The 26940-nt window shown below is 43.7% G+C and carries 26 protein-coding genes; 19 read left to right on the top strand and 7 right to left on the bottom strand.

From position 1 onward, the window contains the following. Nucleotides 1-523: 523 nt before the first annotated feature. Nucleotides 524-814 (bottom strand): DUF721 domain-containing protein, encoded by a 291-nt coding sequence (locus QZY09_RS08430; protein ID WP_096349420.1) that lies wholly within the window; start codon nucleotides 812-814, stop codon nucleotides 524-526. Continuing rightward, nucleotides 807-1907, bottom strand: a complete 1101-nt coding sequence (locus QZY09_RS08425) for a DNA replication/repair protein RecF (RefSeq protein WP_295670968.1) — start codon at nucleotides 1905-1907, stop codon at nucleotides 807-809. Before QZY09_RS08425 ends, QZY09_RS08430 begins: the two co-directional genes overlap by 8 nt. A gap of 296 nt (nucleotides 1908-2203) precedes the next feature. On the opposite strand from QZY09_RS08425, the gene QZY09_RS08420 reads away from it, so the two are divergent. The 3 genes from QZY09_RS08420 (at nucleotide 2204) to ytxJ (ending at nucleotide 4023) form a co-directional block, all read left to right on the top strand. After that, nucleotides 2204-2881, top strand: a complete 678-nt coding sequence (locus QZY09_RS08420; protein WP_295670966.1) for a tetratricopeptide repeat protein — start codon at nucleotides 2204-2206, stop codon at nucleotides 2879-2881. A gap of 83 nt (nucleotides 2882-2964) precedes the next feature. Next, nucleotides 2965-3459 carry a 6,7-dimethyl-8-ribityllumazine synthase gene (ribH, locus tag QZY09_RS08415; RefSeq protein ID WP_295670963.1) on the top strand — a complete coding sequence of 165 codons (495 nt, stop codon included), beginning with the start codon at nucleotides 2965-2967 and terminating at the stop codon, nucleotides 3457-3459. A 234-nt stretch (nucleotides 3460-3693) separates the two neighbouring features. Then, a complete protein-coding gene (gene ytxJ / locus QZY09_RS08410) occupies nucleotides 3694-4023 on the top strand; it encodes a bacillithiol system redox-active protein YtxJ (protein WP_295670960.1) in 330 nt (109 codons plus the stop codon). 55 nt (nucleotides 4024-4078) lie between these two features. Here ytxJ and QZY09_RS08405 read toward each other — a convergent pair whose 3' ends face one another. Together QZY09_RS08405 and QZY09_RS08400 are read right to left on the bottom strand one after the other, a co-directional pair. Then, a complete protein-coding gene (locus tag QZY09_RS08405) occupies nucleotides 4079-4447 on the bottom strand; it encodes a hypothetical protein (RefSeq protein WP_295670957.1) in 369 nt (122 codons plus the stop codon). Between the two features lie 199 nt (nucleotides 4448-4646). Then, nucleotides 4647-5060, bottom strand: coding sequence for an OsmC family protein (locus QZY09_RS08400; protein WP_295670955.1), 414 nt, complete (start codon nucleotides 5058-5060; stop codon nucleotides 4647-4649). Nucleotides 5061-5228: 168 nt separating this feature from the next. Here QZY09_RS08400 and QZY09_RS08395 point away from each other — a divergent pair, with 168 nt between their 5' ends. The 14 genes from QZY09_RS08395 to QZY09_RS08330 all read left to right on the top strand — a co-directional run bounded on the left by QZY09_RS08395 (nucleotide 5229) and on the right by QZY09_RS08330 (nucleotide 18196). Further along, complete coding sequence (locus QZY09_RS08395; RefSeq protein ID WP_295670952.1) at nucleotides 5229-5615, top strand: hypothetical protein; 387 nt, start codon at nucleotides 5229-5231, stop codon at nucleotides 5613-5615. Nucleotides 5616-5745: 130 nt separating this feature from the next. Next, nucleotides 5746-6213 (top strand): DUF3659 domain-containing protein, encoded by a 468-nt coding sequence (locus tag QZY09_RS08390; RefSeq protein ID WP_295670949.1) that lies wholly within the window; start codon nucleotides 5746-5748, stop codon nucleotides 6211-6213. A gap of 311 nt (nucleotides 6214-6524) precedes the next feature. After that, on the top strand, nucleotides 6525-7580 hold the full coding sequence (locus tag QZY09_RS08385) for a hypothetical protein (RefSeq protein ID WP_295670946.1): 1056 nt from the start codon (nucleotides 6525-6527) through the stop codon (nucleotides 7578-7580). 476 nt (nucleotides 7581-8056) lie between these two features. Next, nucleotides 8057-8440, top strand: coding sequence for a hypothetical protein (locus QZY09_RS08380; RefSeq protein WP_295670944.1), 384 nt, complete (start codon nucleotides 8057-8059; stop codon nucleotides 8438-8440). 129 nt (nucleotides 8441-8569) lie between these two features. After that, nucleotides 8570-8821 carry a heavy metal-binding domain-containing protein gene (locus QZY09_RS08375; RefSeq protein ID WP_295670941.1) on the top strand — a complete coding sequence of 84 codons (252 nt, stop codon included), beginning with the start codon at nucleotides 8570-8572 and terminating at the stop codon, nucleotides 8819-8821. Between the two features lie 49 nt (nucleotides 8822-8870). Continuing rightward, nucleotides 8871-10145, top strand: coding sequence for an efflux RND transporter permease subunit (locus QZY09_RS08370; protein WP_295670938.1), 1275 nt, complete (start codon nucleotides 8871-8873; stop codon nucleotides 10143-10145). Then, complete coding sequence (locus QZY09_RS08365; protein WP_295670935.1) at nucleotides 10142-12034, top strand: efflux RND transporter permease subunit; 1893 nt, start codon at nucleotides 10142-10144, stop codon at nucleotides 12032-12034. Before QZY09_RS08370 ends, QZY09_RS08365 begins: the two co-directional genes overlap by 4 nt. Continuing rightward, nucleotides 12034-13269 (top strand): TolC family protein, encoded by a 1236-nt coding sequence (locus QZY09_RS08360; protein ID WP_295670932.1) that lies wholly within the window; start codon nucleotides 12034-12036, stop codon nucleotides 13267-13269. The genes QZY09_RS08365 and QZY09_RS08360 overlap by 1 nt, the downstream gene beginning before the upstream one ends. Further along, nucleotides 13256-13666 carry a heavy metal-binding domain-containing protein gene (locus QZY09_RS08355; protein WP_295670929.1) on the top strand — a complete coding sequence of 137 codons (411 nt, stop codon included), beginning with the start codon at nucleotides 13256-13258 and terminating at the stop codon, nucleotides 13664-13666. The genes QZY09_RS08360 and QZY09_RS08355 overlap by 14 nt, the downstream gene beginning before the upstream one ends. A gap of 4 nt (nucleotides 13667-13670) precedes the next feature. Next, entirely contained in the window at nucleotides 13671-14528 is an 858-nt protein-coding gene (locus tag QZY09_RS08350) for an HlyD family efflux transporter periplasmic adaptor subunit (RefSeq protein WP_295670927.1), read from the top strand. After that, nucleotides 14525-15775 carry an efflux RND transporter periplasmic adaptor subunit gene (locus QZY09_RS08345; RefSeq protein ID WP_295670924.1) on the top strand — a complete coding sequence of 417 codons (1251 nt, stop codon included), beginning with the start codon at nucleotides 14525-14527 and terminating at the stop codon, nucleotides 15773-15775. The genes QZY09_RS08350 and QZY09_RS08345 overlap by 4 nt, the downstream gene beginning before the upstream one ends. A 133-nt stretch (nucleotides 15776-15908) precedes the next feature. After that, complete coding sequence (gene lipA / locus QZY09_RS08340; RefSeq protein WP_295670921.1) at nucleotides 15909-16787, top strand: lipoyl synthase; 879 nt, start codon at nucleotides 15909-15911, stop codon at nucleotides 16785-16787. A 24-nt stretch (nucleotides 16788-16811) separates the two neighbouring features. Next, nucleotides 16812-17363, top strand: coding sequence for a sigma-70 family RNA polymerase sigma factor (locus QZY09_RS08335; protein ID WP_295670918.1), 552 nt, complete (start codon nucleotides 16812-16814; stop codon nucleotides 17361-17363). 8 nt (nucleotides 17364-17371) lie between these two features. Continuing rightward, entirely contained in the window at nucleotides 17372-18196 is an 825-nt protein-coding gene (locus tag QZY09_RS08330; RefSeq protein ID WP_295670916.1) for an anti-sigma factor, read from the top strand. Nucleotides 18197-18510: 314 nt separating this feature from the next. Here QZY09_RS08330 and QZY09_RS08325 read toward each other — a convergent pair whose 3' ends face one another. The 3 genes from QZY09_RS08325 to QZY09_RS08315 form a co-directional block, all read right to left on the bottom strand. Next, nucleotides 18511-20016, bottom strand: a complete 1506-nt coding sequence (locus tag QZY09_RS08325) for an NAD(P)H-hydrate dehydratase (protein ID WP_295670913.1) — start codon at nucleotides 20014-20016, stop codon at nucleotides 18511-18513. A gap of 42 nt (nucleotides 20017-20058) precedes the next feature. Beyond that, complete coding sequence (gene uvrA / locus QZY09_RS08320; protein WP_295670910.1) at nucleotides 20059-22905, bottom strand: excinuclease ABC subunit UvrA; 2847 nt, start codon at nucleotides 22903-22905, stop codon at nucleotides 20059-20061. Nucleotides 22906-23109: 204 nt separating this feature from the next. Further along, nucleotides 23110-23895, bottom strand: a complete 786-nt coding sequence (locus QZY09_RS08315; protein WP_295670906.1) for a lytic transglycosylase domain-containing protein — start codon at nucleotides 23893-23895, stop codon at nucleotides 23110-23112. Between the two features lie 235 nt (nucleotides 23896-24130). Here QZY09_RS08315 and QZY09_RS08310 point away from each other — a divergent pair, with 235 nt between their 5' ends. After that, nucleotides 24131-25645 (top strand): pseudouridine synthase, encoded by a 1515-nt coding sequence (locus QZY09_RS08310; protein WP_295670903.1) that lies wholly within the window; start codon nucleotides 24131-24133, stop codon nucleotides 25643-25645. Between the two features lie 116 nt (nucleotides 25646-25761). Continuing rightward, nucleotides 25762-26901 (top strand): lactonase family protein, encoded by a 1140-nt coding sequence (locus tag QZY09_RS08305; protein WP_295670900.1) that lies wholly within the window; start codon nucleotides 25762-25764, stop codon nucleotides 26899-26901. Nucleotides 26902-26940 lie beyond the last annotated feature (39 nt).

Here is a 26940-nt window from a genome sequence, read left to right as displayed (position 1 = left end):
TTGCCTTGGCATATTTACGCCAACGCTCAACATCAACGCGTAGGTTAGCCCCTGTCACAAGTACAAATCACTTCACTTCTAACTGAATTTCTCCTAAAAGATAAAAACGCATAGTGAATCTTATGCTTTGTTCTGACATGACTTAACAAGTCTTTCGTCCATATCTCTAAAGCATCCATTACACCGTTAGGACATGGGTAATGCTCAGACTCCCAATTACACTTTGGGCAGGTGATGAAATACTTGTGTATGTGTTCCAAGTTAGTACGCAAGTTCCTCTAGCGCATCTGCTATGCGTTCTAGGACAGATAGGAAGTTTTCATCCTGCAAGAGTCTAACCACGCGTTCTAGCTCGTAATTATCTTATACTCACTACTGATAATTGTATTGGTTTCAGGTACGGTATTGCTTTACAGGACGCACCCCGAAGCGCAATTGGTGTTCATACTTCCGGGGATTTTAATCCTCGCTTTTTCCCGCATGAGCGACGATCTCAACTTCCGCACCTTCCTTCCCCGCTTTACTAAAGAAAAATAATTTCTTCAACCAGTATTGAGTTAGCCTCTTCATTTATTTTTTGAATGATCTGCGTACGCATGTTCATCAATTCATTTTTTACTACTGATGACTCCAGCCGGAGGAATAGTTTTTTATCGTGGATAAACAACTCCTTGGTGCGGTTGGCTACCGGTTTGCCCACCAGCTCGGGCCAATGCGCGATGATGCCCGTTTCATCAAACTTGCGTTTGATCTTGTAAACCTGCATCATTTGCTCAATCGCTTCTTTCAGCGATTTGTCATTGGCTTTACGCATCTATTTCTCCTCCTTTTACTTTAAACAGGTTAATCTCCACCCCAATTTCCTTAAATACGTTTTTAACCCTTGCCACATTGGTATCGGTAATAAATACCTGCCCGAAATCATGATTGGATATCATTTGCATCAGCTTGGTTATCCGCAGGTCGTCAAGCTTATCAAAAATATCATCCAGTAACAGGATGGGCTTAAAGCCGTTTTGCTGGTATAAAAAGCTGTACTGTGCCAGTTTGAGGGCGATGAGAAAAGACTTTTGCTGCCCCTGGGACCCAAACTTTTTCATCGGCATGCCATGGATGGTAAACAAAAGGTCGTCCTTATGGATGCCATAAGTGGTGCGCTCCAATACCCTGTCCCTTTCAATGCCTTTTTTTAATAAGGCGCCAAAGTCATCAGCCAGCAACTGTGATTCGTAGCTCAGTTCAACCAATTCGGCGTCTTCGCTCAAAAACGTATAATGCCTGTTAAATATTTCCGTAAAACTTTCCATAAAAGCCTTACGTTTTTCAAAGATCCTGTTGCCCGATTGGGTTAACTGCTCGTCCAGTACTTCCATTAAATGAGGATCGTACCGGCCGGTGTCAGCAATTTGTTTTAATAAGGCGTTCCTGTTAACCAGCACCCTGTTATAAGCAATCAGCTCATCCAGGTAAGAGTTATCCGTTTGCGAGATCACATTATCAATAAACTTGCGCCGCTCTTCGCTGCCTTCAATAATGATACTGATATCATAAGGCGATACCATTACCAGCGGGAACAAACCGATATGGTCTGCTAAACGCTGGTAGTCTTTTTTGTTGCGCTTAAATTGTTTTTTCTGGTTCCGCTTTACCGAACAGGCCACGGCTTCGGGATTACCGTTTTTATTAAAGTTGCCGGTGATAATAAAGAATTCTTCCCCCTGTTTGATCTGCTGGCTGTCAATCGGGTTAAAATAACTTTTACAAAGCGACAGGTAATGTATTGCATCCAGCAGGTTGGTTTTGCCGGCGCCATTGTTGCCGGTGAATACGTTAACCCCCTCACTGAATTTCAGTTCGGCCTCCGCGTAATTCTTAAAATTGATGACTGTCAGCTGCTGCAAATACATTGGTCAAATGTAGTGAATAGAATTAGTCCGGAAGTCCGGGAAGTCAGAAAGTCTGCAAGAAAAAAGCGATCGGTGGATAGTTTGCTGTTTGAAAAATGTTTTTCGGAAGTAATTTATTAAACAAAAAAAGCAGGTCAGGCCCGGCAAATACTTGCAATAAAAGCCATTACAGGCAAATTTTGCATCATTCGGACTTTATGACTTCCCGGAGTTTCGGGCTAAAATATTTAATTACAATAACCTATTGCTAAAAATTTTGAAAAACGTATTTTTGCAAACTTAATTTTACAATAGAAATGTCAAAAACCCAAACGGACACCAAGGTTGCAGGCGGCCACAACGATATTGGACAGACTGGTAAGTTTGTACGCGAGAACCAAAAAAGTTTGATATTTATTGTCGGGGCTGTTTTAGCCATGGTAATTATTTATATAGCGTACCAGCGTTTTTATATTGCACCGCGCGAAGTTACCGCGGCTAACCAGATGCATGTTGCGCAGGATTTTTGGGAGAAAAAGCAATGGGACAAAGCCATTAGCGGCGATGCAGGTTACCCTGGGTTTGCGAAAATTGCCGATGAATACAGCAATACCAAATCAGCAGACCTTGCTTATTTTTATTTAGGCATTGCTTATCTAAATAAAGGAAACTACCAAAAAGCGATTGATAACCTTACCAACTATAGCGGTAACGATTATATGGTTGCAGCAGAAGCACTTGGCGGAACCGCTGATGCCTATGTTGAACTGAAGGATTATGACAAAGCAGTAACCTATTATAAAAAAGCAGCTGATAAAGCAAATAATAAATTTTTAACCCCTATGTATCTCAAAAAACTGGGTTTAGTTTATGAAGCGCAAAACGATTATAAATCAGCTGACGATGTTTACAAAAAGATAAAAGCCGATTATTCAGACAGCCCGCAGGGCCAGAATATTGACGAATATATCGCACGGGCTGAAGCAAAAGGATAATTGAATTTCGGAATTTCTATTTCGGATTTAGGATTCGAGAAAAATAATTCCGAAATCGAAATTCCGAATTCCGAAATAAAGATATGTCGACTCAACTCAAAAATCTATCTGATTTTAGTAACACCAACGTACCTTCAGCGGTTTTGTATCGTTTTGGGATTGTGGTTGCCGAGTGGAATTCCGAAATCACCAATGCCCTTTACCAGGGAGCCTACGAAAGCCTGGTTGAACACGGGGCAATACCCGATCATATTTTCACTTATTCAGTTCCCGGCAGTTTTGAATTAACTACCGGTGCAGACTTGTTATTAAAAAATAGTAAATTAGATGCGGTTATTTGTTTGGGCTGTGTGATACAGGGCGAAACAAGGCATTTTGATTTTATTTGCAATGCTGTAGCAATCGGAATAAGCAATGTTGCTATAAAATATTCAAAACCTGTTATATTTGGCGTATTAACAACAGACAACCAGCAACAGGCTATTGACAGGGCAGGCGGAAAACACGGAAATAAAGGTGTTGAAGCTGCTGTAACTGCGATAAAAATGGCGTACCTTGCTGAAACTTTGAATAGCTAATTTTCGTTTAATATCATTAAGACCATACTCTGATGAAAAAAGTAATTTATATAGCGGTAATCGCCCTGGTATTAGGCAGCATCTCTTCATGCTCAAACAAGCTATGCGCTGCTTACGGTACTTATCCCAAAACCGGGCGCTAACAGTTTAATGTCATATTTTTTCTTTTGCTTAAAATAAGCTGGCTTTTTCCGTTGCTTTGCATTTTTTTAAGCAAATAATAAAATTTGATTTATGAAATGGATACCGCTGGAGTCAGCTGATCAAATTGACGCAATTAAACAAACTCAAGGTTATAGTTTAATATTTAAGCACAGTACCCGCTGTTCCATCAGTATGATGGTAAAAAAGCGTTTTGAATTCGACTGGGATAAACTACCTGACAACTTACCTTTATATTTTTTAGACCTGATCAAATACCGCGAGCTTTCCAATAAAATCGCTGCAGATTTCCAGGTTTACCATGAATCCCCCCAATTATTACTGATAAAAGACGGCGAGTGTATCCTCGATCTTTCGCATGGCGAAGTTTCGGTGGAGGAAGCGATGTTAGTGATTAGTTGATTAGTGATTTGAGATTAGTTAAACACAGGGCTAGTTTGTTGCGTTGATCTTTCCGTTATTTATTCCTTGTTTTAAGATAATCCCTGTATTCGTCCTCGATCATGCCTGGGTTTACAAATTTGTCTGGCTTTGCGTTGTAATTGGTCAAAGCGAATTGTAAAGCCTCTTCAACCGAGTCAAAATTGTTTAACAACTCAGGTTCGTCGGGGTGCAGATAGCTAAATGCGTACATATCGGTGAACTCTTCATGCCCATCGTCAAAATATTCAACATAGCTGGTGGTATACGTTGAGTCTCGCTCTTTACTGATCGTTAGCGTTCTGAGGGTTACATAATTGGGGAATATTGCCGAACCCAGCCACTGTTCAACAGTTCGGCCTATTGACAGGTTGGCTCTGAGTTGTTCTGGCAGTAAATATCTCATCCTTGTGACTATAAACGATAATGGGATACATCCCTTAATATCCAGGTAACCCCGCGTTTTGTGTTTTCAGCGATATGTTCTCTAATAAAATTTACCACCCCACGAGCCAATCAAAAATAGTGTGAGGCGTTTATCGTCTTATCTTGTACAATGGCTGTATGGTAGCTATCGCAAAACCTTTCGCCTTTTAATTTAAAAATTACGCTTCAACTTCCCATCCAAAAGTAACCGTTTTTTTCAAATCCTCGTTCAGGCTGAAAATAACAGGGCAGGTAAGCGCCGAGCGTTCTAAAAGCAATTGCTCCTTTTCGGTATATGCCTTCGGGAATTTAAAATTGATCACAATTTCACTTACGCGGCGCGGGTCGGCAGCCATTATTTTGGTGATGGATATGGTTGTTCCGTCGATATTAATATTGCTTGCGCGTGCTTTTATGCCCATAATAGTCAGCATACAGCTGCCCAAAGATGCGGCCAGCAGGTCGGTTGGCGAAAATGCTTCGCCTTTGCCCTGGTTATCCACAGGTGCATCGGTAATTATTTTTGTTCCTGACTGCAGGTGCGTAGCTTCTGTTCTTAAATCGCCCAGGTAGGTAGTTTCAATAGTTGCCATAATGTTTGTATATAAACACAAAGCTAACTGTAAATTTTAATTTCGATAGTATACGATCCTATTTTTGGGCCATGTTTTACATCTTTGCGATAGCAATAGTGATTAAAGCGTCCTGATAATGTGAGTCAGATCATTTTTGTCCGATTGCAACAAGAGTATCTTTGAACTATGAAACGCACCGCGCTGTTTTTGCTATCTGCCATTTATATGCTCTCTACTTTGGGTGTGGTGGCTGATAGCTATTATTGCCACGGTAAATTACGATCCACATCGGTAGTCATACAGCATAGCTCCTTTCCGGGTTGCAAAATGCATGATCAGATGAAAAATTGCTGTAAAACCAAAAAGCAATTTTATAAAGTTAGTGATCTGCATATTTATGCCGCTTCTTTGAGTTTGGGTACGAGGATGTTTCCTGCAATTCAGGTTCTGTTCCTGGTATCCCAAACCAAAGTTAACATTGCCGCCAGAGAGGTTTTTGATAGCAATGTCAATCCTCCGCCAAAGGGTATCATAACGCCCGCTTATATCCTCAACTGCAATTACCGTATCTGATCTTGTCTTTCCCGCCAGCCGCTAAATCCGGATAGAGGTGTATGGCTGCAATAATTAAAATTCTATTATTAATTCAATTCATATAGCGTTGGCTGTATGCAATTCATCACATATTTTAAATTAAAAGATCATGAAAAAGATATTTTTGTTGCTATTAATAGTAACCTTTACAACAGGCATCACTGATAATGCCTTTGCTCAAACCCATAAAGATTCAATCCCAAAACTCTATATCAATAAAAAAGGCGGCATTACCGACCACGCAGGCACTAAACTGGGCTATATCGATAAAGATAATATTGTCAGGAACTCACAGGGTGCAAAACTGTATTTTATTGATAAAGACGGAAACGTTATTGGTGCCGATGGAAAAAAACTTGGCATGGCGAAAAAGAACGGCGTGTATTACAATGTAAATGGAGAAACCATGCTTAATACAAAGGATCTGGACAAAGAGCGTTGCGAAGTTTTAGATCCGCAGGGGCACAACATTGGCATTATTCATAAAAATTACAAGCAACATGCCTGTGCAATTCATTGCTACTGGTTGGAACAGGCTAAACTGAAAAAGGCAAAAGCAGACAGTTTGAAAAAATAATAAGTTGCAGGCAGAATTCAATTTGCTTTGGTGATCCGTGCGGGGAAAATATAAACCGCATGGATCACTTGTTTTATTTCCTTGCAAAGCTAATCGGTATTTGTTGGTGGTACCGGGTATCCAAAATAAATGGCGGAAGTATGCAAATTGCCGGCCGCCATTTTAAACGGGATTACCAAACCTGGCTAATCCTATTTTTTTGACCAGTATCAATAGCGCATTGCTTTTGGGCGTTTAACGATTGAAATGATTAGGTTATATTTCCGTTCAATACTAAAACCTGTTAGCCCGGATTGGGTTATATTTACCATATGAAACACAAGCTTTTGGCATTTGTATTTGCTGCATTTCTTTTACCGTTGCAATCCTGGACTGCCCCGTCGGGCGAAAAAACAATTGCGGCAGGTAACCAGCCACAGATCAGCACTGACGAAAAGGGGATTATCAGGGTGGTTTACGGCCATGAAGACATGATATTTTGTGCTACCTCAACTGATAAAGGGGAAACCTTTTCGAACCCGGTACTGGTAGCAACGGTGCCCAAAATGCATTTAGGCATGTCGCGCGGACCGCAGTTGACAAGCTCGACCCAATATTCCATCATCACCGCTCAGGATGAAACCGGTAATATTCATTGGTATCAACTTAATAATTCATCCGGTCAATGGAAAAGCATGGGTATTGTAAATGACCTTAAAGGATCAGCTCCGGAAGGGTTGATGGGTATTTCTTCTGATAAAAAGGACCATTTTTATGCGGTTTGGCTGGATACAAGGGCAGGTGGCGGCAATAATATCTATTTCTCCTCGCTGTCAGCTAAAACAGCTCACTGGTCAAAAAACCGGTTGGTATATCGTTCGCCCGATAAGCTGGTATGCGGGTGTTGCAAACCAAATATAGCGGTACAGGGTTCGGAAGTTGCTATTATGTTCAGGAATTGGTTAAATGGATCAAGGGACCTTTATCTTTTAAAATCTTCAAATGGCGGTGCGTCATTCGCGGCGGCCCAAAAATTGGGTACAGATACCTGGAAATTGAATGGCTGCCCGATGGATGGAGGTGGCGTCACTATTGATGCTTCAAATGTTATCCGCACTACCTGGCAACGGAAAGGTATGGTATACTTTTGTCAACCGGGTGAAAAGGAAGTTAATATGGGTTACGGGAAAAACTGTGCTATTTCTGCAGGCGGACCTAACCCGGTATTGACCTTTGAGAATAGAGATACGGTTAAAGTACTCGACCTCAAAAATAAAAACGGGATTGCTGTTGGCAACGGTTCCTTCATAAAATCTGTTGTAATACCGGGCAACAAAATACTTTGTGTATGGGAGCAGGATAATAAAATTAAATTTAAAAAGGTTTGAGATGAACGTTGATTATGCTACCTGGGAAGTATGTTCTCTGATTCGCAGGAAACTACTAGTGTCATGTCATTAATAAATTGACGTTCAGGCCTGATCACAACAGCCTAAGAATACCGGGAGGAGGTTATGTAAAATAGTGTAACCCCCATTTTAATGCGTAAACGTATAAATAACTTATTACCAAGTATTTGCAAAATGCAAGCCCTGAAATATGTAAATCTTTTGTAAACCCTTTTTGTGCTTTTTGCGCTCAATAAACTTGTAGATTGACGATAGGTCAATTTATGGTTGACACGACATTAGTGAGTAGTTTTGTAACACCCGTCGGGTTTAAGATATCGGCAAATATTAAGAAAAGACCTATCGATGTAATTTAATGTATAGCACTGATGACGAACAACGTTGCCAGCTATCCGTATAAATTAAACGGTGATAAAAATCATTAAATAAAAAATATTAATACCTATATTTGAATTGTGAAACGTATTGCACTTATATTATTATCAGCCATTTACCTGCTCTCAAGCACGGGTGTCGCCGCTAATAGTTATTATTGCTGCGGTATTTTGCAGTCAACCTCATTTTCAGAAAGCCCAAAGGCCAGTTGCAAAATGAATATGCCGATGAAGAATTGCTGTAAATCAAAAAAGCAATACTTCAAAGTCAAAGACCAGCATGTTAACCCTTCGGCATTTGGTTTGTACACCAAACTGGCTCCTGCAATGGCTGTGCTCTATTTGCCTTTTATTGCTAATTTAAATATTCCTGCCAGGGGGATCGTTTATTTTAACAACCATGCCCCTCCTGATTGGCGGCACGCTACTCCCTGCTATATTCTTAACTGCACCTACAGGATCTGACCTGTACCTGTTTTTAGCCACACTTTCTGTTTCCGGCTTTTATAACATTTAATTCATCATCTTAATTTATAACCTGCGCAACTGGCTTACTACGCCGTTTGCCATTTATTCATTTTTAATTTAATATCCATGAAAAAAGTAACACTGATGGCAATAGCTATCCTGTTTTCAGCGGCATCCGTTTTTGCAGCTAACACCAGCACAACCGTATCCGATACTACAAAAACCAAGAAAGTAAAACCGGCAAAAGTGCTTTACACCTGCCCGATGGATGCTGAAGTATTGAGCGATAAACCCGGTAAATGCCCTAAATGCGGCATGACCTTAGTGAAAAAGGATACATCAAAAAAAATGCCGATGAAGCATAAAATGAGTATGTAAATCAAATACCCCGGGAGATTTGTTCTCCCGGGTAATTTAACTTTTTAAGATGATCAATCAACTTATTTCCCTGTCCTTAAAAAACAGGTACATCGTTCTGCTGATCGCAGCCATTTTATTTGCATGGGGCTTTTACTCCATCAATCAAAACCCGATTGATGCCATTCCTGATCTTTCCGAGAGCCAGGTGATCGTATTTACCGAATGGCAGGGCCGCAGTCCGCAAATTATGGAGGACCAGGTAACCTATCCACTGGTAAGCAACCTGCAGGGTATCCCCAAAGTAAAATCCATCCGCGCAACGTCCATGTTCGGGATGAGTTTTGTTTATATTGTTTTTGAAGATAAAATAGATATCTACTGGGCGCGCAGCCGTGTGCTCGAAAGGTTAAACTACGCCCAGCGCCTGTTGCCCGAAGGGATAACCCCAACCCTGGGACCGGATGGCACCGGCGTGGGCCATATCCTGTGGTATACCCTCGGCGCCAAAGGCATCGACCTGGGCGAACAACGCGCCCTGCAGGACTGGTATGTAAAATTCGGACTGCAAACGGTGCCTGGGGTAAGCGAAGTAGCTTCCTTTGGCGGCTTTGAAAAGCAATACCAGATCAGCGTCGACCCAAACAAACTTAATTATTACAATATCCCGCTGTCGCAGGTTTTGAAAGCCGTCAAAAGCAATAACAACGATGTGGGCGGCCGCAAGTTCGAGATGAACGGCACCGGCTATATTGTGCGCGGCCTGGGGTATATTAAAAGCATCCAGGATGTCGAAAACATCTCCATAGGTACCATCAATACCGTTCCTGTAAGGATAAAGGATATCGCAACCGTGCAAATGGGCGGGGACTTACGGCTGGGTATTTTTGACGAAAACGGCGAAGGCGAAGCCGTCGGTGGTATTGTAGTAATGCGTTATGGCGAAAATGCCGATAAGGTGATCCACGCGGTAAAAGATAAAATGGCCGCGATGCAAAGAGGCCTGCCGCCCGGGGTAAAGTTTAAAATAGCTTACGACAGAAGTGACCTGATTGAACGGGCCATTGGCTCCGTAAAACACACGCTGATCGAAGAAATGATCACCGTATCCATCATCGTCATTATCTTCCTGTTTAGCTGGCGTAGCGCCTTGAGCATTATTATCCAGATTCCCATTACGGTTGCCACCAGCTTTATATTGCTGAATGCCTTTGGTATTTCCTCAAATATCATGTCCTTAACTGGTATTGCCCTTGCAATCGGGGTAATTGTAGATAACGGGATTGTAATGGTAGAGAACTCACACCGCAATTTATCCATTGCACAAGAAAAAGAAAGATTATGACCACAGCAGAAAGAATAAAAATTATAGAGGCTTCCTGCAAGCAGGTGGGGCGTGGCGTGTTTTTCTCCACCCTCATTATCGTGGCTTCGTTCCTGCCGGTATTTTTACTGGAAGGACAGGAGGGCAAATTGTTCGGCCCGCTGGCATGGACAAAAACCTTTATCCTGGCCATTGATGCCATCCTGGCGGTAACCCTGGCGCCGGTGCTGATCTCCTTCTTCCTGAAAGGGAAATTAAGGACCGATGAACATAATCCGCTAAACAGTGGTTTACAAAAAATATATCACCCTATATTAAACTGGTGTACGCATTGGCGAAAAACAACACTGGCCATTAATATTATCGCGCTGTTGATCAGTATACCGCTTTTATTGAGCCTGGGCAGCGAATTTATGCCGCCGCTGGATGAAGGCACTATCCTGTTTATGCCGGTTACCCTGCCGGATATATCCAATGCTGAAGCAAAACAGCTATTGCAGTTACAGGATAAGATCATCAAAAGTATCCCCGAAGTAAAAAATGTTTTGGGCAAAGCAGGCAGGGCGAATACGGCTACGGATAATTCGCCCATCAGTATGGTGGAAACTATCATCCTGCTAAAACCTGCCGAAGAATGGCGCAAAGGCATTAAAAAGGAAGATATTATTAATGAGCTAAATGCCAAACTGCAGATCCCTGGCGTAGTAAACGGCTGGACGCAGCCCATCATTAACCGCATCAATATGCTGTCGACCGGCATCCGTACCGATGTGGGGCTGAAAGTTTACGGACAAAACCTGGATACTATTTATGCGCTATCCAACCAGATGAAACAGGCATTGCAGGGTATTAATGGGGTGAAAGATCTATATGTTGACCCGATAACCGGCGGCAAATACCTGGATATCGAGGTAAATAAGGATGCCATTGGCCGTTACGGTTTAAGCGTGGATGATGTGAACGAAGTGGTAGAAAGCGCCCTGGGCGGCATGAACCTTACGCCAACCATTGAAGGCCGGAGGCGCTTTAGCGTGAACCTTCGTTTCGCACAGGATTACCGCAATAACCTCGACCAGATCAAACGTACGCTGGTGCAGACCCCGGCAAGCGGCCCAATTCCTTTATCTGCAGTAGCGGACATTAAAATCAGCGATGGCCCGGCGATGATTCAGTCTGAAAATGCCTTGTTACGGGGGACGGTACTGTTTAACGTACGCGACAGGGATTTGGGCAGCACCGTTGCCGAAGCGCAAAACAAGCTGAACAGCATGGTAAAAACCCTGCCCAAAGGCTATTTTATTGAATGGAGCGGCCAGTATGAAAATATGGTACGGGCGCAGCATACTTTAATCATGATTTTACCGATTGTGTTGATCATCATTTTCGCCTGCCTTTATTTTGCTTTCCACTCCATCCGCGAAGCATTTTTTAGTTTGATCAGCATTCCTTTTGCTTTGATTGGCGGCGCTTATATGGTTTATTTTTTCGGGGTGCATTTATCGGTAGCTGTCGCGGTAGGTTTTATCGCCCTGTTTGGCATCGCGGTAGAAACAGGGATTGTAATGGTGATCTACCTGAATGACGCCATGCAGCAATTGGTCGCGTTAAAAGGAAATTCAAAAGAAACCATTACCCGGGAAGACTTGCGGATTTATGTAATGAACGGCGCGGTAAAGCGCCTGAGACCGAAATTAATGACTGTTTGTGTGGCCCTATTCGGCCTGGTGCCGGTGTTATGGTCGACAGGAACGGGCAGCGACGTAATGGTGCCGATTGTATTGCCGATGATTGGGGGTGTATTAACATCGTCTACCCACATTTTATTGGTTACCCCATTGATCTTCCTGATGGTAAAAGAATATGAATTAAAAAAATACGGAAAACTGGATGTGTTGGAGGTGAAAGAATAATGAAAACAAGAAATCGAATTATATATGTAGCAACCATTTGGCTGGCAGGATTTTCAGCAGCAAATGCACAGCAGCGATTGGCTTTGGATAGTGTGCTGGCACGCGTGGCGGGCAACCCGGCCCTGCTAGCCTATGATTCAAAGATCGGGGCGCAGGATGCTTATGCCACTGGTGCAAAAAACCTGGATGCGCCCAAAATAAGCGCCGGCCAATACCAGGTGCCTTACAGTTTCAACCCGTCCGCCGGTTCGTTTATGATCACCGCCGAACAGATGTTTACCAACGGCGCCAAACTCCGGGCAAAGGAAAATTACATGCAGGGCTTATCGAAAGTAACCGCTGCCGATAAAAACTATATGAAAAACCAGCTGGTCGCCCAGGCTAAACAGGCTTACTACGACCGGGTGGTTTTAGAAAAAAAGCTTAATATCCTGAAAAGCACACAAACCCTGCTGGAGTATATGCTGAAAGATGCCAATATCAGGTTAACCTACGGCAAGGAAAAGCTGAGCAATATCTACAAAGCAAAAGCTGATCTTTTTGAACTGGATAATACCAGGGAGCAGCTTAATAACGACATCCGCCAGAAAAATATACTGCTGAATACCCTGATGAACCGCGACCAGCAAACTGAATTTTTGGTGGATACGGCAATAGTGGTTAAAGATTACGAGTCGGCGCTGACTGATACCTCTGCATTGGCAGCTTCCCGCAGTGATATTAAAAGTATCAACCGGAATATTGAATTGCAGCAACTCAATGCGCAGGTAGAAAACAGTAAGCGTAAACCCGATTTTGGTATCCAGACGGGCCACATGTTCAGTTACGGCGGTATGGCTAATCAGTACATCTTGATGGGGTCAGTCACCATACCTATAGTTTCCTGGTCTTCCAAAGAATACAAAGCCAATTTGAAAGGGATAAAATATGAGGTAGCCGAATTGCAGCAAAATAAACTGGATATCCTGAACCAGGCTCGTGGCCAATTGGCTGGAATAAAAGCAGAGATGAGCAGCAAAAAAAGGCAATTGAATAATTACCGGTTAAACATTATCCCGGCTTTACAAAATAGTTATAAAACCGCCCTACAGGCTTATGAGCAAAATACGGGCGACCTGCAACCCGTATTGGATGGAATTAAAGACATGCAGCAAAATAAAATGGTTGCCCTTGATCGTTTGCAGGAGCTATTACAATTACAAGTTGCTTATGAAAAGGAAAATGAAGAGTATTAAAAGTATATTTGATATAAATAATATATCACTTGTCTTGTTGTTGTGCATTTTGCTGATCAGTGCCTGCTCTCAACCCAAAAAGACAAAAGATGGAGCGGAGGAAAAAAACGTTACGCTGTATACCTGTCCGATGCACCACCAGATTTTGGAAGAACATCCCGGCAGCTGCCCTATTTGCGGGATGACCCTGGTGAAAAAAACAGGACAAGCAAGCGAATTGGCAAGGATTAGTTTAAACACGGTATTAAAACCGGTTAATTCTTCTGTCATCTCGACCATTGGGGCCATCACGCCTGAAGAAAAGGCCATCCCTATCCAAATCAAAGGCCAGGGCTACCTCGATTTTGATTCGCGGACGTTTAATAATATAGCCGCCCGTTTTTTCGGGGAGGATTGAAAAATTGTATATCAAATCTGCCTTCGAAGAAATCCACCGGGGCGAGCGCATTCTGGATATTTATAGTCCGGATATGGTTAACGCCCAACAGGATCTGATCTTCCTCACCAAAAATTCCGCGCAGGAAGCAGGGTTGATCTATGCCGCACGGCAAAAACTACTATTGCTGGGGATGACCGAAACGCAGATAAACCAGGTGGTAAAAACCGGAAAGGCATTTTACAGCCTCGCTGTGTACAGCCCTTATGACGGGCATGTGCATGATGCTGCGCATAGCCTGATGTCCGGCCCTCCTGATCCTAAAGTAGCAACCGGGGTCACCGCTAATCTGCCGCTTTCCATCAAAGAAGGTATGTATGTGCAGCAGGGGCAAACCCTGTTTAATGTAGCCAACGCGCATATGTTATGGGCGCTGATTAAAATTGAAAATTCCTCAGTTGCCGGCTTAAAGTTAAATCAGCCTGTTGAGATCACTTTTCCTGATCTCCCCGGTAAAACCATTCAAGGCAAAGTGGATTTTATTGAGCCGACCTTGCAGAAGGGCGATAAAACCACCACTATCCGGGTTTATGTGCACAATATGGATCATGCCTTGAAAGTGAACAGCATCATCAATGCAACTATCCAAACCGGCGAAACAAATGGCCTTTGGATACCGCGTACATCAATATACAGTTTAGGCCAAACAAACATTGTTTGGCTGAAAAGCGGGCCAGTCTATTCGGCCCATAAAGTGATTACGGGAACAAGTACCGGCAACGAGGTTGAGATCAAAAGTGGTTTATCCCTAACCGATAGCCTGGCATCCAATGCCCAATATTTAACAGATAGTGAAAGTTTTATAAAAACAGAAGGAAAATGAATAGCAACGGTACAAAATCCCGGTTATACTTTATTACGGCGGGCCTATCAGCTTTAATACTTGCGGTTTTTGTTTCATCGTGCAAACAAAAACCGCAACCCATTGTCAAAGTGCAGGACAAAATTTACTATACCTGTTCTATGCACCCACAAGTACATGAAGAGCACCCCGGCAATTGCCCTATTTGCGGCATGAAGCTGATCAAAGTTGAATTTACCGGTGCGCCGGCAGGTCCCGACAAAAACAAGTTGGTGCTAACTGCCGCCCAAATTCAGCTGGCTGGTATTCAAACAGATACGGTTAAAGAAGAAAATACAGGCAGCGAAAAAACAATATCAGGCACGGTTACCACAGATGAAGACAAAGCCGAAGAATTAAGCGCCAAAATTGGCGGCCGGATACAGCAGTTGTTTGTTCGTGCCCCCGGCGAAAAGATCCGTGCCGGCCAGCCCATCTATGCTATTTATAGCGAAAACCTGCAGGAATCGGAAAAAGAATATCTTTTAGCCAAACAGCAGCAAAAACTATTGCATAACCCTGATGTGGACTACGCCCAACTCATCAGCGCGGCAGAAAATAAACTTTTATTATGGGGGATAACACCTGCGCAGATCAGGAACCTGGCGGCATCTGGTAAAGTATCGCCAACGGTAACGGTGTACAGCAAGGTCAACGGAACGGTGAGCGATATCGCTGTTCATGAGGGCGATTACATAACCGAGGGCATGACAATCTTAAAAACCCAGGCATTGAACAGCCTTTGGGTACAAGCCCAGGTTTATGCCAGCGAAACAGGCTATTTTAAAGTGAACGAGATGGTAAGTATTGCCTTCCCCGACCTGAACGGACAGGTAATTACGGGTAAGGTTGAATTTATGAACCCGGAACTGTCGGATGCATCCAAAGTGGACCTGGTAAGGATCAGCATCCCGAATAACCAGGGGCTCATCCGGCCGGGGATGCAAGCCTATATCGCTATGAATAAAGACGGAAAACGTTCGCTCGCTATCCCTGCATCAGCAGTCTTATCGGCAGGATCCGGCAATACGGTATGGATCAGGAATAACGACGGTAGTTTTTCCATGCGGGAAGTGAGCCTGGGAGAAGGGAACAACTCATTTGTCGCCATTGTTTCCGGCTTAAGTGCAGGCGAAGTAGTGGTAACCAATGGCGCTTATTTATTAAACAGCGAATATATTTTTAAAAACGGGGATGATAAAAAGGGGATGGCGGGGATGAAGATGTAAAATAATATTCAAACGGAGTATCCTTTTTAATCAAGCTGAATTATTATAATTCTAAAATCATTTTAACACCAGGAGGAATATCAATCGTTGCAAGCACATCCTCCTTTACAACATTTTTACCTATTTTTGTTCGATGATTGAATTGCCCGTAGTTCCGGTAAACCAGATGTCCCGCAAGCCTGATTGGCTGAGGGTGAGGCTGCCCGTTGGTAAGGAATATGCCCAGGTAAGGGGCCTTGTTGATGAACACAAGTTGCATACCATTTGCGAAAGCGGCAATTGCCCCAATATGGGCGAATGCTGGGGCGCAGGTACTGCCACCTTTATGATATTGGGGAATATTTGCACCCGTTCCTGTTCATTTTGTGCGGTAGCAACCGGCAGACCGTTGGCTGTTGATGTAGATGAGCCTAACCGCGTTGCCAATTCAGTTAAATTAATGGGCGTGAAACATTGTGTGATTACCTCTGTCGACCGCGATGATCTGAAAGATGGCGGCTCCATTATTTGGGCTGAAACCATCAATGCCCTCCGTAGGGAAAGCCCTGAAACTACGCTGGAAACCCTGCTCCCCGATTTTAGAGGCGTTTGGGAAAACCTGGAACGCGTGCTGGAAACCCGCCCCGAAGTAGTTTCGCATAATTTAGAAACCGTTAGGCGCTTAACCAAAGAAGTGCGCATACAGGCTAAATATGACCGCAGCCTTGAATGTTTAAAACATATCGCAGCAGCAGGTTTGCGCACCAAATCGGGCATCATGCTGGGCCTTGGCGAAACGGAGGAAGATGTATTAGAAGCCATGCAGGATTTGCTGGACGCAGGTGTTCAAATACTTACTTTAGGCCAATATTTGCAGCCAACACGCAACCATCACCCTGTGATCGACTGGATCCATCCGGATCAATTTGCAAAATACAAACAATTAGGGCTTGATATGGGTTTCAGATATGTGGAAAGCGGGCCGTTGGTGCGCTCATCGTACCATGCAGAAAAACACTTGTTTGAAATCTGATAATTCCTTTATATATTCAGCCCATTGAGCAAAAAACGAAAAATATCGCTGTCTGAGGAGGAATTGGTTCTGGCATTAAGGAACCATGAAAAGATCGCTATTGAGGCGCTTTATGATATGTATTCGGCTTCTTTATTTGGGGTGATTTCCAGGATTGTTGTCGATACCGCTACCGCTGAAGATCTTTTACAGGAAACTTTTGTAAAAATATGGCATTCTTTTTCGGGTTACAGTACCGAAAAAGGCCGCTTATTTACATGGATGGTAAACATTGCACGTAACCTGGCTATTGATAAGTTAAGATCAAAAGATTTTAAGAACCAGAATAAAAACCAGGAGCTCGAAAATAACGTAACTTTCATAGACGAACAAAGAAACACAGTTTACAAACCTGAGCTGTTGGGTATTAAGGAATTGGTGGAGACACTAAAACCCGAACAAAAGCTAATTCTTGACCTCGTGTATTTTAAGGGTTATACTCATGTGGAAGCTGCAGACGAACTGGGCATCCCCCTGGGCACCATAAAAACGCGGTTGAGAATGGCCATTCAGCAACTCAGAAAACATTTTAACTGAATTTGGAATTGGAAGATATTAAAGCTTATATAGAATCGGGGATATTGGAACTTTACGTTCTGGGGGATGTTACCCCCGACGAAAAGTTGCAGGTGGAGGCGATGGCTTTAAAACATCCGGCCATTAAAGCTGAACTGGATGAAATAGAGCGGTCGATGGAATTATATGCTGGAAAAAATGCCGTGGAACCCGCTGAACATTTGCGCGGCAGGATTTTAAACAGCCTGCTGACTAACTTCGCTGACGACAGCACTTTTGATGAAGTTATAGAAGAGCCTAAAAATAATGTGGTTGCTTTTACAGCACCCAAAGCAACTAATTTTTATAAATATGCTTTTGCGGCATGCCTGGCGTTACTGTTAGCCAGCGTGGTGGCGCTGGTATCAATGTACAACAAACTGCAGGATTCTAACAGCACCATTGCTGCATTGCAAACAGATAAACAGCATTTTGCCAATACCGTTAGTTTAAAAGAAGGTGAGCTGGAAGTATTACAGGATGCATCTTTTAAATTCCTGAAATTACAGGCAACCACCAAAGCGCCCACCGGGTCGCAGATCACGGTAGCATGGAGCCCTGCAAGGAAAAAAGTGTGGATCGATATGAAATCGTTGAAAATGCCTGAAAACGACAAGGAACACCAATACCAGCTTTGGGCGCTTGTTGCCGGAAAGCCAGTTGACCTGGGGGTATTTGATGCCAATGCAGACACTGCCGACATGAAGCCAATGAAATCTATAGCTTCGGCCGATGCTTTTGCTGTAACCCTGGAACCTAAAGGCGGCAGCCCAACGCCTACGATGGGCGAAATGATGGTTATCGGTAAGTTTTAATCCGGGATTGTTTTTCCGGGCAACATTTCTCCCTGCTAGTCCTGTAAAATTTCTTCGTAATTTAAAATTTACAAAACATTAATGTAAATCAGTTTGTTATTATCTATAGTTTTTAAAATAATAAAAACTATTTTTTACGTTTTAATTGTAACTATAAAGGCAGTTAAAATGTCTTATAGTTGTAGCAGGTTAAATAAAGAGTGATAGACCAGGAAAAAGTGAACAACCTGCGCAAATTAAATTTAGAGTATTTTGTTCTTATAAGAGCAGTTAATAGTTAATTAAAAAAGCCGCACCAATACATGCGGCTTTTTTTATGCCATTAACTTTGCCATGGTAAAAGGTATGCGGGCTGCAACCTGCGAAGGCGGTACCACATTCATTTTGTTGGGCAAGGCCAGTTCATCACCCGCCTTCCCGTGCAGAAAGGCGCCCAATATACATGCTTCTTCAGATGTATAATGTTGTGCCAGTAGGGCTGAAATGATTCCCGTCAGCACATCGCCCATGCCGCCTACAGCCATTGCCGGGTTACTGGTGGTGTTAAAAAACACTTTTCCGGCAGGGCTGATCACTATTGTATAATCATTTTTTAACAGGATATAGATAGCATGTTCCTTCGCTTTTACGATGCCGGTTTGAATGCGTTGCCACCAGTTGCCGTGGTCGCCAAAAAGCCTGTCAAACTCTTTCATATGCGGCGTTAAAATGGAGTTTTGCGGTACAGACCGCCACAATTCCCTGTGGATCGCTAACAAATTAAGCGCATCCGCATCAATAACCATAGGTTTTTTGTAATTGGTAAAAACATCTGTTATCAGTTCTACAGCAAGTTCGTCTTTCCCCAACCCGGGGCCAATACCAATGGCGCTGAATTTATCCCATTCTATTTCCGGCAATTCCATATCGTGCCTTACCACCGCCATAATTTCGGGCATATAACTATTTAAGGCGTGTAGCCCGCTTTGCGGCACACAGGCCGTAGTTAACCCTGATCCCGCATAAACGCAAGCAGAGGCACTGAGCAATGCCGCTCCCATGGTTTCCGCCTGCCCCGCGACGATTAGTGTATGCCCGTAAGTGCCTTTATTGCTGAACCGGTGGCGAGGTTTAAGCATTTTGCGGATATCCTTTTCCTCAACCGCCCGGTAGGGTGAATGGAGGGATTGTACAAAATTTTCGTCAATCCCGATATTAACCGCCTCCCAACATTTAATATAAGGGCCCGATTCGGGCAGTAAAAAGTTGATTTTTGGCTGCTGGAAAGCAATTACCAGGTCGGCTTTTAAAACCCCGCCGCCATGGGGCATTTCACCGTCGGCAAAAAAGCCGGTTGGTACATCAACCGCCACAACTGTTTTATCCAAACTGTTTAAATGATCGACCAGCCTTTTGTAATCGCCTTCAAGTGGCTTGGTTAAACCAGTACCCAGCAAGGCGTCGATAATTACATTACCTTCTTCAACAGGAAAACCGCTTCCGGGATGTATTTCCGATATGTTGAGAGATGTTTTATTTAGCCGTTCAAGATTGGTATTAAAATCGGGTGTCGACTTATCCGAAAACCGCGCCACCTTGACATTGATCTTTTTATACTGATGATCATGCAGCATCCGGGCGACAGCCAGTCCGTCGCCGCCATTATTGCCGGTGCCGCAATAAACAGAAATAGCGTGGTTTTTATCCGGAAAATGGTTAATAAACCACCCAACAAACGCTTTTGACGCCCGCTCCATCAAGTCAATGGATGCAATGGGTTCATGAGCGATAGTATAAGCGTCCGCTTCGCGGATCTGGGTGGCAATTAGTAAAGGCAGCATAATGCTTAAAGTTACGATTGCAAAATTTGTTTGCAAGTACTTTTACTTGATCTTCATCTCCTTTTTCAAAAACTGCCCGGTAAAGCTTTCTTTAACTTTACACAGCGCCTCCGGCGTTCCGGAAAACAATATTTTACCGCCGCCTGAGCCGCCTTCGGGGCCAAGATCGATGACATGGTCAACAACTTTAATTACATCCAGGTTGTGCTCAATTACCAGTACGGTATTGCCTTTATCAACCAGTTGGTTCAATACGCCAAGCAATACGTTAATGTCTTCAAAATGAAGGCCGGTAGTAGGTTCGTCAAGAATATAAAAAGTATTACCGGTATCTTTTTTAGATAGTTCTGTCGCCAGTTTAACACGCTGCGCTTCACCGCCTGATAGTGTAGTGGACGATTGCCCTAAAGTGATATAACCCAGACCAACGTCAAAAAGGGTTTTTACTTTGCGGTAGATAGCAGGGATATGCTCAAAAAATGTGGTAGCATCTTCAATACTCATATCCAGCACATCGCTGATGGATTTGCCGCGGTAACGCACTTCCAGGGTCTCGCGGTTGTAGCGCCTGCCGCCGCATTCTTCGCAGGGAACCTGTACGTCCGGCAAAAAGTTCATTTCAATTACCTTTAAACCGGCACCCTGGCAGGTTTCGCAGCGGCCGCCCTTTACGTTGAACGAAAAGCGGCCAGGCTTGTAACCCCTGATCCTTGATTCAGGTAATTGAACGTATAGGTTGCGGATATCTGAAAACACCCCGGTATAAGTAGCCGGGTTTGAACGTGGTGTACGGCCGATTGGTGTTTGATCGATCTCAATTACCTTGTCGATATGCTCCAAACCTTCAATTTTTTCATAGGGCAGCGGATGTTTTTTAGCCCTGAAAAAATGATGGTTCAGTATGGGGTATAATGTTTCAGTGATCAGGCTTGATTTGCCACTGCCGGATACACCGGTAATACCGATCAGCTTGCCTAAGGGAAAATCAACCGATACTTTCTTTAAATTATGGCCTGTTGCCTTTTTCAGGCTCAATATTTTCCCCGTCCCTTCACGTCTCTTTTCAGGGATGGCGATTTCGCGCTCGCCATTGATATAGGAGGTAGTGAGGGTATGCTGTTTCATTAATTCGGCAGGTGTGCCTTGCGCAACAATTTCACCGCCGTGTACGCCTGCTGCCGGGCCCATATCAATTACATGGTCGGCATGCAGGATCATGTCCTTATCATGTTCAACCACTAATACGGTATTACCCAGGTCGCGCAGATTTTTTAGTGCATTGATCAGCCGCTCATTGTCCCGCTGGTGGAGGCCGATGCTCGGTTCGTCCAAAATGTACATCACATTCATTAGCTGCGACCCGATCTGCGTAGCGAGCCTGATCCGCTGCGCTTCGCCGCCTGAAAGGGTTTTAGCGGTACGGTCGAGCGTCAGATAGCTTAAACCTACATCCAGTAAAAAAACTATCCTGGCGCGGATTTCTTTTAATATTTCTTTGGCGATGACATTCTGCCGATCTGTTAAACGGTCCTCCAGGTTGGCAAACCATTCCTGCAGGGTGCGGATGTCCATGCAAGCCAGCTCAAAAATGTTTTTATCATCAACCTTAAAATGCAGTGATTCTTTTTTTAGGCGGGCACCTTCACATACCGGGCAGGTTTTTAATACCCGGTAGTTTTCCATATCATCCATCCCTTCGTCGCCGCGGCGTTCCTGCTGTTCTTCCAGCATGCGCACAATGCCGTCAAATGTTACCTGGTAACTCTGCACGTTCCATTTGTTGTACTCAACGGCTACGGTTATCATTTCCGTTGATCCGTTCAGGATGATATCCAGGTGATCTCTTGAAAGTTTTTCAATCGGTGTTGATAACGAGAACTCGTATTTTTTGGCAAGCGCCTTCAATACCTGGAAGATCCAGGTTTCGCGGAATTCACCGATTGGGGCAAGGCCTCCATTAAGGATAGTCAATTTAGGATTGGGAATAACCGATGCCTCATCCACCTCAAAAATATAACCCAGCCCGTTGCATTTATCACATGCCCCATAGGGCGAGTTAAATGAAAATGTATTTGGCTGAGGCTCGTCGTAAGATATCCCCGAGATCGGGTCCATCAGGTATTTGCTAAAGTAGAAAACGTTACTATCCTTGTCGGCAATCCTGATGATCCCTTTAGCTACCTTCAGTGCGGTTTGGATAGAGGTATACAAGCGTTTGGCGTCTTTTTCCTCAATCACCAGCCGATCAACCACGATATCAATATCATGAATTTTATAGCGATCCACCTGCATTTTTGGCTCCACATCGGCCATCGCGCCATCTATGTAAACTTTTAAATAGCCTTGTTTACGGATCTGCTCAAACAATTCGCGGTAATGACCTTTACGGGCTTTAACCACAGGCGCAAGAATGTTTACCGGCTGCCCGCTGAATCTTTCGGAAATGGTTTTTAAAATCTGATCTTCAGACATGCGCTCCATTTTTTCGCCGCTTACATAGGAGTAGGCCTCGCCGGTACGGGCGAAAAGTAAACGCATAAAGTCGTAGATCTCGGTAATGGTACCCACAGTTGAGCGCGGGTTTTTACTGGTTGTTTTTTGTTCGATTGCGATAACCGGGCTCAACCCCGAAACTTTATCCACATCCGGCCGTTCCATCCCACCCATAAACTGGCGTGAGTAGGCCGAAAATGTTTCCATATACCGGCGCTGCCCCTCGGCATAAATGGTATCAAAGGCCAGCGAAGACTTACCGCTGCCGCTCAATCCGGTGATGACCACCAGCTGGTTACGCGGAAAAGAAACATCTATATTTTTTAAATTATGTACCCTGGCTCCGTACACTTCCACTTCGTTTTGCTCGCCAAGGTCGATAGTTTTGTTTACCATTTATTGAATTATTGAATTACTGAGTTATTGATTTAGGATATAGCACCCATACGGAATCGAAAGCTATTTCAATTCAATAATTCGCTAACTCACTAATTCAATAATTAGCCCCCGCAAAGATAAAAAAAAGGCCGGGCTCCCACCTGGAAGTCCGGCCTTTAAGTGCTCCGTAATATAAATTTTTACGTGCTAATGGTAAACTGATCAGTTATACGCAAATAGCTCGTTAGGTTTTAAATAGGTTTTATAGCCATACTTTCCGGGCTGGCTGATAATTTGTTTCATGGCGATAATGTTATAAACATAGGCAGCGGTTTCGCCATTCAAATGCATCAGGAAATAATTATCCTCGTTTTGCCTGTTTATAGCCCTTTCAATCTGGTTCTCACCATTGTTATACGCCGCAGCTGCTAAAGTCCAGCTATTAAACTCTACATAAAGTTCCTTAATGTACTTGCAAGCTGCGATGGTAGATTTGCGGGTATTCATACGCTCATCAACCCCGTCCCGAACTTTCAGGCCATAAGTGCGCGCCGTGCCTGGCATAAACTGCCATATTCCCTTTGCTCCCCTTGGAGATGTACCTTCGCAAAGGCCCGACTCAACCAGAGGGATATATTTAAAGTCTTCGGGAATGCCGTAAGCTTTTAAAATAGGTTCAATGATGGGGAATAATTGCAAGGCTTTTGTCTGGAGGATGTTTGTCCTGATATTTCTGAAATTATGCTTAACAAGCGAACGCTGTAATTTGCGTTTTACACTGGCATCATTAATAGGTAAAGCTTCGTTAGCGAAGCTAAAATCATTTTCGGCTGCAATGCTTTTTGGGACAAAATTTACAGCTTTTATAATGGGGGCGGCCACAGTATCCACCGGCTTTAATGCCGGTTCAACTGCTATTTTGCTTCCCATTGCGCTGTAAATATTAAGCGTTGAAATGATAACCAGCACAATTATTACGGAGCACGTAATCAAGTGTTTTTTAGTCATTTCTTTTTTTATCATAAGCTGTACATTTGGTAGAATGTGCTGCAAAGGTAATTTACATAAAGCACATTATCAAATACTTAGCTTTTTGTGACTTTTGAAAACATTGGTTTTTGGTTCAAAAACACGCTTTAAAAGCTCTAAAGCAAGATTTTGAGCGGTTGAAAAAAATTATAATTATCGCCCCAAAAACAGTAACTTTGACCCTTCACGCTGAGAAAGCGCTAAATTAAAAACTATGGTATTTAAGAAACCAGGGAGCAGTCGTAACGACCAATCCGGCAGATCATCAAACAGGGCTTCAAAGTCCGATGACAGGCCAAAAAGAGCATCCTCATCACGGGGAAATTCTGCAAAAAGCAGCGATCGCTCCGATAGCAGCAAACCACCCCGCAAAGATTACAGCGAGCGCCCGGCCGAGAAAAGATCTTTTTCGTCTTCAGGCAGCAAGCCTTATCAAAGCAGGCAAAGTGATGGCGACAAACCTGCGAGCAGCTTTAGCGGCGGCGAAAAGAAATCATTTACCCCAAAGGGCAGGCCATATACCGGGCGCCCTGCTGATAATGATGACCGGCCAAAAAGAAGTTTCGGCGGCGAATCATCGGGCGGAAAGAAACCATTTGCACCCAAGAGCAGGCCTTATACAGGTCGCGTAGCCGATAACGATGCCCGCCCGCCAAAGAGCTTCGGCAGTGAGTCATCAGGAGGCAAAAAAGCATTTACATCAAGAGAAAGATCGGCGCCATCAAAATTTAGTGGTGACGAAAAACCGAAAAGAAGTTTTGGCGGTGGTAAACCCGCAGATAAAAAGTTTTCTGCCAGGCCTGCATCAGGCGGCCCCGGAGGATTTAAAAAACGGGAAGCTGACAGGCCTGCACCAGGCGGCGCCGGAGGATTTAAAAAACGGGAAGCTGACAGGCCCTTTAGTGCTGATCGCCCGCAACGTTCAAAACCAAGCTACGATAAAATTACACCCGACCAGGACGCGCCGGCAAAAACTTTACGCGGCCGTAAAAAAGCTGTAGAAAGTAAGGATACAGGCCTGATCAGGCTGAATCGTTATATTTCAAACGCAGGCATCTGTTCGCGCCGTAAGGCTGATGAGTTGATTGCAGCCGGCGTTGTATCCGTAAATGGTGTAGTGATATCAGAATTGGGCCATAAAGTTGATCCGTTGAAAGATGAGGTGCGCTATAATGGCGAAATGCTGAAACGCGAGAAAATGGTTTATGTATTGTTAAATAAACCAAAAGATTATATTACTACAACAGAAGACCCGCATGAGCGCCGCACGGTAATGAACCTGGTTGAAAAAGCCAGCAAGGAGCGGATCTACCCTATCGGGCGTTTAGATAGGAATACTACCGGCCTGCTTTTAATGACCAACGACGGCGATCTTGCTGATAAACTATCGCATCCGCGTAACAATATTGTTAAATTATACCAGGTTGAATTAAGCAAAAGCCTTACCCAAGGCGACCTTAACAAGATCACCTACGGCCTTGAACTGGAGGATGGTTTAATAAAACCTGATTCGGTTTCGTATGTATCCGGGGGATCAAAAAGAGAAGTTGGCATCCAGATCCACAGCGGTAAAAACCGTATTGTACGCCGGATCTTCGAACATTTGGGGTACGAAGTAGTAAAACTCGACCGGGTGGTTTACGCCAACCTTACCAAAAAGGACCTTCCCCGCGGACGCTGGAGGTACCTTGACGAAAGCGAGATCATACAATTGAAACACCTTATTTAATTAGGTGAAAGGTAAAAGGCGAAAGGTAAAAGAATCATTAATGTTCTGCCTTTCGCCTTTAACCTTTTTCCTTTCACCTCAAAATACTATCTTGCGTGCAATAACCAATGTATTGTATGATGAGAAAGCTCCTGCTAATAATTTCGCTGATCTGCCCGGTATTTACTTATGCCCAGCATAAAAAAACTACCCCAACCACTTTCGACCTGCTTATAGGCACTTATACCAAGGGGAAAAGCAAAGGCATTTATGTATATCGTTTTTATGCTGAAAAAGGCAAGCTTGCATATTTAAATGAAATTGATGACGTAAGCAATCCTTCCTATCTCACCTTGTCAGGTGATAGCAAATTTGTTTATGCTGTAAATGAAGACGGGAAAGATGGCGCAGTGAGCTCATTTACTTTCGACCCGAAACTGGGTAAACTTGTTTTTATAAATAAGCAATCAACAAGAGGCGCCGACCCATGCTACGTTTCGGTGGATAAAGACCAAAAAAATATTTTTGTTGCCAACTACAGCAGCGGTAACCTGGCTGTTTTGCCGGTTAATAAAGATGGCTCGCTGGCGCCTGTTTCTCAATTGATCCAGGACAAGGGCCAGGGCGTTAACAAGGACAGGCAGGAAGGCCCGCATGTGCATATTGCCCAGTTATCGCCCGATGAAAAATATCTTTTGTACAGCGATCTGGGTACTGATAAATTGAATGTGATGCGTTATCACGCGTCGCACCCTGAGCCATTAACCCCCGCTGATGAACCGTTTGTAAGCGTACCCGGGGGTGAAGGACCGCGGCATATTGTTTTTTCGAATGATAAAAAACATGTTTACCTGGTAACTGAAATGGGTTCAAATGTTCATGTTTTCGATTATGATAACGGTAAATTGAAAGAAACCCAATCCATTACTTTGCTTCGCGATGGTTTTAAAGGGCAAACTGCGGGAGCTGCAATCCATATTTCGCCGGACGGAAGGTTTTTATACGCATCCAATCGTTTAGACACCAATGAGATATCTGTTTATGCAATTGACCCGGATAACGGCAAATTGATATTTAGCCAGCGCGTAACAACGGATGGTAAAAACCCGCGCGATTTTGCCATTGACCCTACGGGCAAATTCATGGTAGTCGCCAACCAGGGCAGCGATATGATCTTTGTTTACCTGATCGATAAAGCTTCAGGTAAATTATTCAGACTGGCAGGCGGCCTCGAAATAGGCAATCCCGTTTGTTTGAAGTTTGCACCGGCTGAATAAGTTTTAGGTGAGAGGCCAAAGGCGAAGGGTAAAAAGTGA

Source organism: uncultured Mucilaginibacter sp., assembly GCF_903913935.1.
Classification (GTDB): Bacteria; Bacteroidota; Bacteroidia; order Sphingobacteriales; family Sphingobacteriaceae; genus Mucilaginibacter.
Note: the sequence above shows the minus strand (reverse complement) of the source record. Positions and strands in the feature narration are given on the sequence as shown.